The organism is Janthinobacterium sp. C22 (assembly GCF_057919405.1).
Map to the genome: position 1 here is coordinate 3025588 of NZ_CP193659.1, position 13738 is coordinate 3039325.

8 protein-coding genes and 2 pseudogenes are annotated in these 13738 nt (G+C 66.4%); all 10 read left to right on the forward strand.

Features of this window, described 5'->3' with window-relative positions; genetic code table 11:
* Positions 1–19 precede the first annotated feature (19 nt).
* The 10 genes and pseudogenes from tssK to ACRHIG_RS14180 all read left to right on the forward strand — a co-directional run bounded on the left by tssK (position 20) and on the right by ACRHIG_RS14180 (position 13724).
* Entirely contained in the window at positions 20–1366 is a 1347-nt protein-coding gene (gene tssK / locus ACRHIG_RS14135; RefSeq protein ID WP_475413981.1) for a type VI secretion system baseplate subunit TssK, read from the forward strand.
* 162 nt (positions 1367–1528) lie between these two features.
* Positions 1529–4582 carry an ATP-binding protein gene (locus tag ACRHIG_RS14140; protein WP_489630534.1) on the forward strand — a complete coding sequence of 1018 codons (3054 nt, stop codon included), beginning with the start codon at positions 1529–1531 and terminating at the stop codon, positions 4580–4582.
* On the forward strand, positions 4579–6744 hold the full coding sequence (locus ACRHIG_RS14145; RefSeq protein WP_489630535.1) for a sensor histidine kinase: 2166 nt from the start codon (positions 4579–4581) through the stop codon (positions 6742–6744). The genes ACRHIG_RS14140 and ACRHIG_RS14145 overlap by 4 nt, the downstream gene beginning before the upstream one ends.
* Before the next feature lie 174 nt (positions 6745–6918).
* Positions 6919–9129 carry an EAL domain-containing response regulator gene (locus ACRHIG_RS14150; RefSeq protein ID WP_475413978.1) on the forward strand — a complete coding sequence of 737 codons (2211 nt, stop codon included), beginning with the start codon at positions 6919–6921 and terminating at the stop codon, positions 9127–9129.
* Between the two features lie 154 nt (positions 9130–9283).
* Positions 9284–10126: an urease accessory protein UreD gene (locus ACRHIG_RS14155; RefSeq protein ID WP_489630536.1), complete on the forward strand. Its 843-nt coding sequence runs from the start codon at positions 9284–9286 to the stop codon at positions 10124–10126.
* A 25-nt stretch (positions 10127–10151) separates the two neighbouring features.
* On the forward strand, positions 10152–10454 hold the full coding sequence (locus tag ACRHIG_RS14160; RefSeq protein WP_034751936.1) for an urease subunit gamma: 303 nt from the start codon (positions 10152–10154) through the stop codon (positions 10452–10454).
* Positions 10455–10476: 22 nt separating this feature from the next.
* Positions 10477–10805 (forward strand): annotated as a pseudogene (locus tag ACRHIG_RS14165) (urease subunit beta).
* A gap of 1 nt (position 10806) precedes the next feature.
* A pseudogene (gene ureC, locus ACRHIG_RS14170) lies at positions 10807–12506 on the forward strand (urease subunit alpha).
* Positions 12507–12519: 13 nt separating this feature from the next.
* Positions 12520–13044 carry an urease accessory protein UreE gene (gene ureE / locus ACRHIG_RS14175; protein WP_489630537.1) on the forward strand — a complete coding sequence of 175 codons (525 nt, stop codon included), beginning with the start codon at positions 12520–12522 and terminating at the stop codon, positions 13042–13044.
* Entirely contained in the window at positions 13044–13724 is a 681-nt protein-coding gene (locus tag ACRHIG_RS14180) for an urease accessory protein UreF (protein WP_489630802.1), read from the forward strand. Before ureE ends, ACRHIG_RS14180 begins: the two co-directional genes overlap by 1 nt.
* The last annotated feature ends 14 nt before the right edge of the window (positions 13725–13738 follow it).

Here is a 13738-nt window from a genome sequence, read left to right on the forward strand (position 1 = left end):
GCTCAATAGGGAGAACGCAATGACATTGCCATCCAAATTGCTCTGGTCCGAAGGCCTGGCCATCGGTCCCCAGCAATTCCAGCAGCTGGACCGCTACCATGAAGCGCGCCTGCAGCGTCTGGCTTCATTGATCAATCCACATTTATGGGGCGTGCATGGTGTCAGCTGGAATATGGATGCGCTGGCCAACAATAGCCTGCGGGCGGACGCCATGTCGCTCGTCTTTCAGGATGGCGAACTGTTTGAGGCGCCGCTTGGCGACGTATTGCCCAGTGCGGTTGACCTGTCCAGGCTGCCAGCCAGCGAACATAGTTTTACCTTTTATGCCGCGCTGCCCGCACTGCAGGCACATGGCGGCAATGTGAGCTCCGCAGGCGCGCGCTATGCACAGGCGGATATCGAAACCCCGGACCTGTACAGCGAGGCGGTCAGCATAGACGTCGCCTACCTGAAGAAACGCGTGTATCTGCTGTCGCAACTGGAGCCCCTGAATGATTACCTTGCCATCCCTGTGATCCGTTTGTACCGCGCTGGCAATGGCAGCTTTGAAATCGATGCCGCCTTCATGCCGCCTGGCCTGACCATCAGTGCCGATTCCTCGCTGCAGAAACTGCTCGATTCCCTGATCGAGCGCATGGGCGCGAAGATTGAGGCGTTGTACAGCCGCCACCGTCAGCCTGGTAACAATACGGTGGAATTTCATGGCGGGGATGTTTCCTCGTTCTGGATGCTCCATACCTTGAGCACGGCCAGCGCCATGCTCAGTCATTGCGCCAGTTACCGGCGCCACCATCCCGTGTATTTGTTTGAAAAATTGATGGCATTGGCCGGTGGCTTGATGACGTTTTCGAAAAAATACACACTGAGCGACTTGCCCGCTTATTCTCACGATGACGCGGCGCCCGGTTTCGGCAAGCTCGATGGCATCATTCGCGACCTGATCGATACTGTTCTCCTGTCGCGTTACTTCCCGATTCCACTGTCCAACGACGCGCAACAAAACACCCATTATCACGGCTTGCTCGATGCTGCGCGCATCGACCGTCAGACCGAACTCTGTCTTGCGGTAAACGCCGATATGCCGGCGCTGGAACTGGTCGCCACGGTGCCGTTGCAGTTCAAGATTTCATCTCCGGACAATATCGAACTATTGCTGGGCCGCGCGCTGCCGGGGGCCGAGTTGCGCCATCTGGCGCAGGTTCCCGCCGAAGTGCCGGTGCGGCCAAACACGTATTACTTTTCCATCGATAACAAGGGCGGTATTTATGACGGCATGATCAAGGCCCAGGCGATTGCGATTTATGTGCCGTCTGGCATAAAAGGGTTGAAGCTGGAATTGTTCGGTATCAGCGGCACCGCCGCGTAACGATGGCTGGCGTAGCGAGCGCGTGTATTGTCAAATGATTGCCCTAAGCAATAGACTTGCCCCGGCAGTTGACGTTATCATGTTTTTGTAAGTGTCGGTGGCTGAATGGTCGGCGCATAGTTGAAACATGGTGACAGGCGAGGGTGAGCATGGGCATGGCGAATGATGCGTGAAGCGCCGGGCGGCGGGATGGGTGGGACAGCGGCGCGCCGCTGCGGCCGCGCATTGCTGCTGGCGCTCTGTGTCGCCGCGGCCCCTGCCGCCGTGCCGGCCGCCGCGCCGGCGCACCAGGGGCAGCGCGTGCTGTTCCTCAACGCCTACGATTACGGCCGCGCCGGCGTGGAATCGTACACGCGCACCTATGTGGCCGCCATGGCCGCCGCGGGCCTGGCCAGCGAAGACATCATGGTCGAGCACCTGAACCTGAATACCCAGGGTGACCCGGCGCTGCGCAACGAGATGCGCGATTTGTTGCTTTTAAGATACACCCAGATGATGGGGCGCAAGGCGGACCTGATCATCGCCATGCAGCAGCCGGCGCTCGATTTCTTGCTGTCGGACCTGGCGCCGCTGGCGCGCGGCGTGCCCGTGCTGGCGATTAACACCTCGGGCAAGGCCTTGCCGGCCGGCAGCCCGGCGTCCATCTGGCAGCAAAAGGCGAATGTCGATTTTCCCGGCACCCTGGCGCAAGCGATGGCGCTGTTCCCGGAGACCAAAAGCATCGTCATGGCCGTCGGCACCAGCGAGGCCGACCAGGCCTTGAAGCGCAGCATGCAGCAGGCGGCGCTGGCCTGGCGGGGCAAGGTGGCCATGCGGTATCTCGACAACCTGTCCCTCGAGCAGATGCGCGCGGCGGTGGCGCACCTGCCCGCCGATACGCTGCTGGTGGCGGGCAACGTCAACCGCGACGTGGATGGCAACATCGCCACGCCCGTGCAGTTTTCCGTGCAGCTGGCGCGGCTGGCCAATGTGCCCGCCTTCGGCATGTATAACGCGACGGTCGGCAAGGGCATCCTGGGCGGCTCCATCCTGCACATCGAGCGGGCCGCGCAGCAGGTGGCGCAGATGTCGCTGGCCGTGTTGGACGGCAAGGCGCCTGCCGCGCCGGGTGCCTTGCTGCCGCCGGTCCGCCCCGTGCCCATGTACGACTGGGAGCAGCTGCAGCGCTGGGATGCCGACATCAGCCAGCTGCCGCCGCACACCCTGTTCTTCAACCGTCCGCCGCAGCTGTGGCACGAACACCGCGCCGCCGTGCTGCTGGTGGGCGCCATCTTCATCGTCATGGCCGGCTTGCTGAGCGCCCTGCTGCTGCAGCGGCGGCGTTTGCGCCATGCCGAGCGCGAAGCGCGCGAAAGCGAACAGCGCTTCCGCATCCTCGTCGAGCATGCGCCCGAGGCCATCGTCGTGTACGACCTGGACCAGGACCGCTTCATCGACGCCAACAGCAGCGCGCAGCGCATGCTGGGCATGTCGCGCGAAGCGCTGCTGGCGCGCGGGCCGTTCGACCTGTACAGCACGGAGCAGCCAGACGGCCTGCCTTTGGGCCTGATGGTGGAAGAGCATCTGCGCCGCGCCATGCTGGGCGAACCCATCATGGTCGAGCGCCATGTGCGGCGCGCCGACGGCAGCATTTTCCCCTGCGAGGTGCGGCTGGTGCGCTTGCCGATGGAAGGGCGGCGCCTGGTGCGCAGCGGCATCGTCGACATTTCCGAGCGCAAGCAAAGCGAGCAGGAGCTGCTCGGCTACCGCGACCACCTGGAAGAGCTGGTGCAGCAGCGCACGGCGGCCCTGTCCGTGGCCGTCACCGAGGCCGAATCGGCGAACCGCGCGAAAAGCGTTTTTCTCGCCAACATGAGCCATGAATTGCGCACGCCCTTGAATTCCGTGATCGGCTTTTCGCAGATGATGGCCGATTCGAGCAGCATGTTCGAGGAAGAAAAACACAACCTGGCCATCATCAACCGCGCGGGCCACCACTTGCTGACCTTGATCAACGATATCCTGGAATTGTCGAAAATCGAGGCGGGCCGCATGCAGTTGCAGGCGGGGCCGGTGGACTTGAACGGCTTGCTCGACGAGGTGCTCGAGATGGTGCGCATGCGCTCGGGCGACCAGGGCATCGCGCTGCGGCTCGAGCGCGACGGCGTGCCGCCGCTGGTGCGCCTCGACGGCGCCAAGCTGCGCCAGGTGCTGCTCAATTTGCTGTCGAACGCGCTCAAGTTCATCGAGCAGGGCAGCGTGACCCTGTCGCTGGCCTGCCAGGCGGGCGACGACGGGCAAGTGGCGCTGGCGTTTGCCGTGCGCGATACGGGCAGCGGCATCGCGGAAGAAGACCTGGAACGCATCTTTGAACCGTTCGTGCAGGCCGACAGCGCCGTGGCGCAGGCCGGCACGGGACTGGGGCTGACGATTTCGCGCGAATTCGTGCGCCTGATGGGCGGCGAGCTGCGCGTCGAATCGACCCTGGGCGCCGGTTCCCGCTTCAGCTTCGCGCTGCGCGCACCGCTGCTGCGGCAGCCGGCCATCGCGGCGCTGGCGCCGGGCCGCGTGGCGCGCCTGCCGCCGGCCCAGCGCGGGCGCATGGTGCTGCTGGTCGACGATGACGACAATTGCCGCAAGCTGCTGGCCGGCTTGCTGGCGCCGCTGGGCTTCCAGCTGCACGAGGCAGCGGGCGGCGTGCAGGCGCAAGCCATGCTGGCGGCGCAGCGCTACGACATGGTGCTCAGCGACTGGCGCATGCCGGACCTGGACGGCCTGGCGCTGACGCGCTGGCTGCGCGCGCAGCCGGCGCTGGTGCAGCCGCGCCTGGTGATCATGACCGCCTCCGCCTTCGAGGAAGAAAAGCAGGAGGCGCTGGCGGCCGGCGCCGACGGCTTCCTGCGCAAGCCGATCGAGCAGGAACACCTGTTCGCCATGCTGGAGCAGCAGCTGGGCCTGCGCTTCCAGCGCACGGCCGCCCCGGCGCCGCGCGTGCCGGCCGCCGCCTTCGACCTGCAGCAGGCGCTGGGCCAGCTGGGCGCGGCCGAGCGGCAGGCGCTGCTCGAATCCGTGCAGGCCCTCGATTTGCGGCGCAGCGCCATCGTGCTGGCCGGCGTGGCGACCAGCCTGCCGCAGCTGACCGCGCACATCGCCGCCATGCTGGAACAGCACCAGTACCAGCCGCTGTGTGCCTTGCTGGCGCAGCCGGCCAGCGAGCCGCAGGGCGAAGACGCATGACTTTGCACGCATCCAGGGGCGCGCGCCTGGGCGGCGTGTCCATCGTGCTGGCCGTCAGCGTGGCGCTGACCTTTGTCGTCACCGCGCTGCTGCTGGTGTTTGCCGTGCTGTTTTACCAGTCAGAACGCGAGCAGCGCTGGCAGCAGCTGGAGCGCAGCCTGTCGGTCAGCGCGGACCAGCTGGCCGTGGCCATCGAACTGCCATTGTGGAATCTCGATGAAAAGCAGATGCAGGCCATCATGCGCAGCATGCTGGGCAAGCGCGACCTGGTGGCCAGTTCCCTCACGCCGGGCATCGGCAAGGAAGCGCTGGTCCTGCGCCGCACTGCGTCCGGCGCCATCGGCAGCTTTTCCTCGCTGTCCGCGGAACCCGGCTGGCTGGTGCAGCGGCGCCCCGTGACGATGGGCGGACAGGTCATCGGCAGCGTTGCCGTGTATGCGACGCCGGCCCTGCTGCACGCGCAACTGCGCCAGCGCGCGCTGGGCATCGGCGCCATGATCGTGGCGCTCGACGTGATCCTGGTGGCCAGCATCTGGCTGCTCATGTGGTGTCTGATGCTCAAGCCTCTGAAGGCGATCGGCCAGTATGCGGCCGGCATCCAGGCAGGGCAGGGCGAAGCGTCCGGCACGCCGCCGAAAGCGTGGTTCCTGGGCGAGCTGCGCACCTTGTACCGCTCCATCCGCGACATGGTGGCGCTGCTCGACAGCCGCTACCGCGCCTTGCAGCGCAGCGAGGAGCGCGTGCAGATGGCCACCGGCGCGGCCAGCATCGGCATCTGGGACTGGAGCGTCCGCAGCGATGCCTTGCAGTGGGATGAGCAGATGTATGCGCAGTTCAAGGCCGACGCGGAAAGCGGCATGGCGCCTGCGGCGATCTGGCGCGCGGCGCTGATGCCGGACGACGTGCCGGCCGCCAAGGCGGCCCTGCGCGCCGCGCTGGGCGCCGGCCAGGCGTTCACGCACGAATACCGCATCCTGTGGCCCGATGGCGCCATCCGCTACATCAAGGCCGACGCCGTGATCTTCCGCGACGGGCAGGGCCGGCCCATGCGTCTGGTGGGCTCGAACTACGACATCACGGCGCACCGCGAGGCCGAACTGGAACTGCTGCGCCACCGCCACCACCTGGAAGAACTGGTGGCCGAGCGCACGAGCGCCCTGTCGGTGGCCGTCAGCCAGGCGCAGGCGGCGAACCGCGCCAAGAGCACCTTCCTGGCCAACATGAGCCATGAATTGCGCACGCCCTTGAATTCCGTGATCGGTTTTTCGCGCCTGATGGCCGCCTCGCCCAACATGCAGGACGATGAAAAGCGCAACCTGGCCATCATCCACCGCTCGGGCAACCATTTGCTCACCCTGATCAATGAAATCCTCGAACTGTCGAAGGGCGAGGCGGGCCGCCTGCAGGCGCAGACGGCCGTGGCGGCGCTGGCGCCGCTGCTGCAGGAAGTGATGGACATGCTGGGCATGCGCGCCGAGCAGCAGGGGCTGGCGCTGCGCCTCGATTGCGCGGACCTGCCCGCGGCCGTGCTGCTCGACGCGACGCGCCTGCGCCAGGTGCTGCTGAACCTGATGTCGAACGCCGTCAAGTTCGCCGGCGGCGGCGAGGTGACCTTGCGCGTGCGCGGCGAGCGGCGCGAGGGCGAACAATGGATGCTGTCGTTCGCCGTCAGCGACACGGGCATCGGCATCGCCCCGGAGGACCAGCAGCGCATCTTCGAGCCCTTCGTGCAGGCCGACAGCGCGGGACCGAAGGATGGCACGGGCCTGGGCCTGGCCATCTCGCGCGAATTCGTGCAGCTGATGAAAGGCGAGCTGACGGTGGAATCCATGCCGGGGCAGGGCGCCACTTTCCGTTTCAGCATTCCCGCGCAGGCGGCCGAGGCGCCCGTGCAGGCGCCCGTGCCGCTGCCCGCAATGCCGGCGCACGAGGCGCCGCCGGCACTGCGGGCGCAGGACTTGCAGCTGCTGGCCGGCGAGGAGCGCGCCGCCTTGCTGGTGGCGCTGCGCGAATTGAACCTGGCCAGGGTGGCCCTGCTGCTGGGCGCCTTGCCGCCGGCGGCGGCGCCCGTGCTGGCGCCGCTGCAGGCCATGCTCGACCAGCATCGGTACCGCCAGCTGTGCGACTTGCTGGAGAATGAGGAGGCGCTGGCGCACACGTGAAAGTGTGGGCTGACAACATCGGTTTCGCTGAAAAGACGGACTAAGTAGGGCCGATGGATGGTGCTAAATTGCAATAAAGATTATGATGATAGTACGTAGTTCATCGCAAAGAAATGTCTTGTCCAGCGCGGCAACGGACCGCCGCGCCTCATCCAAAGCTGAGAGAACTGCTACATGCACCGCGATTTTTCGGAAGTGAACTCGAAGGGCGAAGTACTGATCGTTGAAGATACGCCGGCTTCGCTGAAGCTGTTGAGCGATTTGCTGGGCGGCGCCGGCTATGCGGTGCGCCAGGCGCCGAACGGCGAACTGGCCCTGTGGACGGCCCAGGCGCGCCCGCCGGAGCTGATCCTGCTCGACGTGCGCATGCCGGGCCTCGACGGCTTTGAAGTGTGCCGCCGCCTGAAGGAAATTCCATCGCTGAGCCAGGTGCCGGTGATCTTCCTGTCGGCGCAATACGATACGGACGACAAGGTGCGCGGCTTTGCGCTGGGTGCCGTCGATTTCATCGCCAAGCCCTTCCAGGCCGAGGAAATCCTGGCCCGCACCGATGCCCACGTGCGTCTGGCGCGGGCGCAGCTGCAGCTGGCGCAGGAGCGCGCCAACCTGGAGCGGCGCGTGGCCGAGCGCACGGCCGAACTGGAGCAGGTGGCCAGCACCCTGGCGCGCGAAGTGCAGATCCGCCGCGCCAACGAAGAATTGCTGCGCCTGTCGGGCCAGGTCTTCGAAGCGACCCAGGACGCCATCCTGATCACCGACCCGGCCGGCGTCATCGTCACCGCCAATCCCGCGTTTACCCGCATCACCGGCTACGCCGCGCAGGAAGTGGTGGGCACGGACATCATGCGCCTGCACGCCGAATACACGGGCGAAGCGGTGCTGCTGGCCCTGCGCCAGGGCTTGCGCAGCAGCGGCTGCTGGTCGGGCGAGGTGCAGACGCGGCGCAAGAGCGGCGATACCTATCCCTGCCTGCTCAGCGCCTCCACCGTGCACGGCCCGGACGGCGCCGTCGTCAACTACATCGGCGTGTTCCTCGACATCAGCGAGCGCAAGGCCGAGCAGCATCTGATCGATTTCCTCTCCTACCACGATGCGCTGACGGGTTTGCCGAACCGCGTGCTGCTGCGCGAGCGTTTCGAACAGGCGCGCGCGAACGCCCTGCGCGACGGCCAGCAGGTGGTGCTGATGTGCCTGGACCTGGACCGCTTCAAGAACATCAACGATTCGCACGGCCAGGCTGTGGGCGACAAGGCCTTGCAGGTGGTGGCGCGTTTCCTGTCCGGCTGCGTGCGCGAGGGCGACACGGTGGTGCGCCAGGGCGGTGACGAATTCCAGATCCTGCTGCAGGACGATGCCCTGCTGGGCCGCACGCTGGCGCTGGCGCAAACCATCCTGGCCGGCCTGCGCGAAGAACTCAGCGTCGACGGCGAGCGCCTGGCGCTGACCACCAGCATCGGCATCGCCATGTGCCCGGCCGACGGCGACAGCCTCGACGACGTGCTGCGCCATGCCGACACGGCCCTGGTGCGCGCCAAGGAAATGGGGCGCGACCATTACGCCTTCTTTACGGAGCGCATGGGCAGCGATATCCGCGCCCGCCTGGCCATGCAGCAGCAGCTGCGCGGCGCCATCGGCCGCGATGAATTCGAAGTGCATTACCAGCCGCAGATGTGCTTGCGCACGGGCGCCATGCTGGGCGCGGAAGCGTTGTTGCGCTGGAATAACCCTGTGCTGGGCAAGGTGCCGCCCGGCCTGTTCATCGCGCTGGCCGAGGAGTATGGTTCCATCACGGCCATCGGCGAGTGGGTGCTCGAAAGCGTCTGCGCGCAGATCCGCGTGTGGCACGATGCGGGCCTGGGCAGCATCAAGGTGGCCGTCAACCTGTCCGGCAAGCAGTTCGCGCAGGACCGCACGGTGCCTTTCGTCGAGGCGACCTTGCGCAAATACGGCATCGCGCCCGCCTGCCTGGGCATCGAGATCACGGAAAGCACGGTGATGGGCGACCCGGACAAGGCCGTGGCGGCCCTGACGCGCCTGAAGGACATCGGCGTGGGCATTTCGCTCGACGACTTCGGCACCGGCTATTCCAGCCTCGGCTACCTGAAGCGCTTCCCCATCGACGTGCTGAAGATCGACAAATCCTTCGTCGACGACGTCACCACCAGCAGCAGCGACGCGGCCATCGCCCGCTCCGTCATCTCTCTGGCGCACAACCTCGACATGCGCGTCATCGCCGAGGGCGTGGAGACGCGCGAGCAGGTCGACTTCTTGACGGAACACGGCTGCGATGAAATGCAGGGCTATTATTTCAGCCGTCCCCTGGGCGCCGCATCGTTTACGGCCTTGCTGCGCGAACGGCGCACCCTGGCCATGGCCCAGGCCTAAGCGCCGCGGTGCGGCCGATGCACCATGCCGGTGCGTCCGCTGCAGCGCGGTGCGTGATTCTCACTTTTCCTTCCCCTGACGCTGGCACATATCCTGCTTAGGTAATCGCTTATTTACGCGATTGCCCCGCATGCCAGACAGCAGCCATCCAGTCATGCCTACACCAGCCAGCGCGCACGGCGCCTGGCAGGCGCACCTGCGCCTGGGCTTTGCGCTGCACGATGGCGTCAGCCGCCTCGTCGAGCGCACGCACAGCGGCCCCCTGCGCGTGCAAAAGCCCCTGTACCCGGAAGGCGATGGCGTCTGCCACGCCATCATCATCCATCCGCCCGGCGGCGTGGTGGGCGGCGACCAGCTGGCCGTCGACGCCACGGCGGGCGAGGGCGCGCACGCCTTGCTCACGTCGCCGGGCGCCGCCAAATGGTACCGCGCGAATGGCCACGTCTCGGGCCAGCACATCGTGCTGCGCGCGGGCCGCGGCGCCGCCATCGAGTGGCTGCCGCAGGAAAGCATTTTCTTCGACCAGGCCTGCGTGCGCCAGCTCCATGAAGTGGAGCTGGCGCCGGACGCCGGCTACATCGGCTGCGACATCGTCTGCCTGGGCCGCAGCGCCGCGGGGGAAATGTTCAACACGGGCAGCATCAGCCAGCAGGTGCGGATCCGCCGCGGCGGCAAGCTGCTGTGGTGGGAGCAGGGCGTGCTGGCCGCCCGCGGCGCGCTGATGGCCAGCCCCCTCGGCCTGGGCGGACACACGGTATGCGCCACCCTGATCGCCGTCGGCACGCCCGTTTCTTCCGCCGTACTGGCGGCCGTGCGCGGGATCGCCGTGCCGGAAGGCGCCGCATTTGGCGCCACGCAGATGAAATCGCTGGTGGCGGTGCGCCTGTTGTGCGGCGACAGCGAGGCGGCGCGCCGCGTCATGCTGGCCGCCTGGCAGTTGCTGCGCCCCGCCATGCTGGGGCGCGCCGCCGTCGTGCCCCGCATCTGGAACACTTGAACAGGAAAGAAGCACAAGGAAAACCATGGACCTGACTCCCCGCGAAAAAGACAAGCTGCTCATTTTTACGGCCGCGCTGCTGGCCGAACGGCGCCTGGCGCGCGGCTTGAAGCTCAATTACCCGGAAGCGGTGGCCCTGATCAGCGCCGCCATCATGGAAGGGGCGCGCGACGGCAAGTCGGTGGCGCAGCTGATGTCGGACGGCACGAAGATACTTTCGCGCGCGGACGTCATGGACGGCATCGCCGAGATGATCCCCGACATCCAGGTGGAAGCGACTTTCCCCGATGGCAGCAAGCTGGTGACCGTGCACCACCCGATACCGTAGTTTTTTTGCGAAGGAGCCCCTCATGACCCCAGGCGAATACCAGTTGGAAGAAGGCGAAATCAGCTTGAACGCGGGGCGCGCCACGGCCACCGTGGTGGTGGCCAACCGGGGCGACCGGCCCATCCAGGTCGGCTCGCACTTCCACTTTTTGAAGTCAACCCGGCACTGGCCTTCGAGCGCTGGCGCGCCTACGGCATGCGCCTGAACATCACGGCCGGCACGGCCGTGCGCTTCGAGCCGGGCCAGCAGCGCACGGTGGAACTGGTGGCGCTGGCGGGCGAGCGCAAGGTGTTCGGCTTCAATGGCGCAGTGATGGGCGAACTGCAAGACACGCCACCGGGAAAGGATTGAGATGGCCAGCATTCCCCGCGGCGCGTATGCCGAGATGTTCGGCCCCACCAAGGGCGACCGCATCCGCCTGGCCGACACGGCACTGTTCATCGAGATCGAGCATGATTACGCGATCTACGGCGAAGAAGTGAAATTCGGCGGCGGTAAAGTCATCCGGGACGGCATGGGCCAGTCGCAGCGTTGTGCGGCCGAGGTGATGGACACCGTCATCACGAATGCCGTCATCCTCGACCACTGGGGCATCGTGAAGGCGGACATCGGCCTGAAAAACGGCCTGATCTTCGGCATCGGCAAGGCGGGCAACCCGGACATCCAGCCCGGCGTCACGCTCGCCATCGGCGGCGCCACCGAGATCATCGCCGGCGAAGGCATGATCGTCACGGCCGGCGGCGTCGACACGCACATCCACTTCATCTGCCCGCAGCAGATCGAGGAAGCGCTGATGAGCGGCGTGACCACCATGCTGGGCGGCGGCACGGGGCCGGCCGTGGGCACGGCCGCCACCACCTGCACGCCGGGACCGTGGCACTTGCACGCCATGCTGGCCGCCGCCGACGCCTTCCCGATGAACCTGGGCTTCATGGGCAAAGGCAACGTCAGTTTGCCGCTGCCTCTGGAAGAACAGGTGCGCGCGGGCGCCATCGGCCTGAAACTGCACGAGGACTGGGGCAGCACGCCGGCCGCCATCGACAATTGCCTGTCGGTGGCCGACCGCATGGATATCCAGGTGGCGCTGCACAGCGATACCCTCAACGAAGGGGCTTCCTCGAACACACCTTGGCCGCCTTCAAGGACCGCACCATCCACACCTTCCACACGGAAGGGGCGGGCGGCGGCCATGCGCCCGACATCATCGCCGCCGTGGGCCAGTCCAACGTGCTGCCCTCGTCGACCAACCCGACGCGCCCGTTTACCGTCAACACGCTCGACGAGCACCTGGACATGCTGATGGTATGCCACCACCTGGACCCGGCGATTGCCGAAGACGTGGCCTTTGCCGAGTCGCGCATCCGCCGCGAAACCATCGCCGCCGAAGACATCCTGCACGATATCGGCGCCATCTCGATGATGTCGTCCGACTCGCAAGCCATGGGCCGCGTGGGCGAAGTGATCATGCGCACCTGGCAGACGGCGCACAAGATGAAGGTGCAGCGGGGCGCGCTGGCGCCCGACACGGCGCGCAGCGACAATTTCCGCGCCAAGCGCTACATCGCCAAGTACACGATCAACCCGGCCATCACGCATGGGATATCGCACGTGGTGGGTTCCATCGAGGCGGGCAAGATCGCCGATATCGTGCTGTGGAAGCCGGCCTTCTTCGGCGTCAAGCCGTCGATGATACTCAAGGGCGGCATGATCGCGGCCGCGCAGATGGGCGACCCGAACGCCTCGATTCCCACGCCGCAGCCCGTGCATTACCGCATGATGTTCGGCGCCTTCGGCGGCGGCCTGAAAAAGTCCTTCACCTTTGTCTCGCAGGCGGCCTACGAGCTCGATATCGGGCACCAGCTCAAACTCAATAAATCCATCATCGCCGTGAAAAACATGCGCGGCTTGCGCAAGGCCGACATGATCCACAACGGCGCCACGCCGCACATGGAAGTGGACCCGGAAACCTATGCCGTGCGCGCCGACGGCCAGCTGCTCGTGTGCGAGGCGGCGGCCGTGCTGCCCATGGCGCAGCGTTATTTTCTATTTTAAGCGGGAGACAAGCATGCTCACTTTGCATACCAAATTAGGTCCCGACGATGACCGCGCGCCGTTTGCCCAATTGGTGCTGCCCTACGACCAGCGCGAAAAATGCCGGCTGCGCGCCGTGCTGTCGAATGGCGACGACGTCGCCGTGTTCACCGTGCGCGGCACGGTGCTGCGCGACGGCGAGCGCATGACGGGGCCGGAAGGGCAGGTGGTGCGGGTCGTCGCCGCGCGCGAACCGACCTACCTGGTGCGCTGCGCGGATGCGCATACCCTGCTGCGCTGCGCTTTCCACCTGGGGAACCGCCACACGCAGGCGCAGGTGGGCGACGGCTTCTTGCGCATCCGCAAGGATGTGGTGTTGAGGGAGATGCTGGAGGGCTTGCAGGCGACGGTGACGGAAGAAAGCGCGCCGTTCGAGCCGGAAGCGGGCGCGTATGGCGGCGGCCATGGCCACCACGACGGCCACGGCCAGCACTTGCTGGCGCCCGTGCCGCTGCGGCAGAAAATCCACCGTCCAGGCGATGCGCTGGGCAGCGCATGATGCAGGCCTCGGCCCTGCTGCATCTGCTGCAGTTCGCCAGCCCGGCCTTGCCGATCGGCGCCTACAGCTATTCGCAGGGGCTGGAAGCGGCGCTCGAGTCAAGTCTGGTGCACGACGCGGCCACGGCGCGCGAGTGGATCGCGCAGCATCTGGCGCAGGTGGTGGCGCGCTGGGAGGCGCCTTTGTGCTGGCGCTTGATGCAGGCGTTTGCAGCGCAGGACCTGGGCGCCGTGCAGCGCTGGAGCGAGCGTTTCATCGCTTCGCGCGACACGGCGGAATTTCGCGCCGAAACCATCCAGATGGGATACTCGCTGACCAAATTGCTGGCCGAGCTGGGCGTGGCCGACGGCGTGCTGATCGACATGCTGCAGGGCGAGCCGGAAGTGGCCCTGCCCACCGCGTATGCCTGCGCCGTGGCGGCACTGGCCATCCCGCGCGAAGAGGCGCTGCTGGCCATGCTGTTCGCCTGGGCGGAAAACCAGGTGCTCGTCTGCGTGAAATCCGTGCCGCTGGGGCAGGTGGCGGGCCAGCGCCTGCTGCTGTCGCTGCGGCCGGACCTGGAAGCGGCGGCCCTCACGGCGCAAACCTTGGCAGACGACGAGATGGGCAACTGGGCGCCGGGCCTGTCGCTGCTGTCGATGCGGCACGAAGTGCAGTACAGCCGCCTGTACCGTTCCTGAACTATTCAACGAGA

Coding starts and splice junctions, on each gene's coding strand:
- tssK (WP_475413981.1), top strand. CDS start 20: ATGACATTGCCATCCAAATTGCTCTGGTCCGAAGGCCTGGCCATCGGT.
- ACRHIG_RS14140 (WP_489630534.1), top strand. CDS start 1,529: ATGATGCGTGAAGCGCCGGGCGGCGGGATGGGTGGGACAGCGGCGCGC.
- ACRHIG_RS14145 (WP_489630535.1), top strand. CDS start 4,579: ATGACTTTGCACGCATCCAGGGGCGCGCGCCTGGGCGGCGTGTCCATC.
- ACRHIG_RS14150 (WP_475413978.1), top strand. CDS start 6,919: ATGCACCGCGATTTTTCGGAAGTGAACTCGAAGGGCGAAGTACTGATC.
- ACRHIG_RS14155 (WP_489630536.1), top strand. CDS start 9,284: ATGCCTACACCAGCCAGCGCGCACGGCGCCTGGCAGGCGCACCTGCGC.
- ACRHIG_RS14160 (WP_034751936.1), top strand. CDS start 10,152: ATGGACCTGACTCCCCGCGAAAAAGACAAGCTGCTCATTTTTACGGCC.
- ureE (WP_489630537.1), top strand. CDS start 12,520: ATGCTCACTTTGCATACCAAATTAGGTCCCGACGATGACCGCGCGCCG.
- ACRHIG_RS14180 (WP_489630802.1), top strand. CDS start 13,044: ATGCAGGCCTCGGCCCTGCTGCATCTGCTGCAGTTCGCCAGCCCGGCC.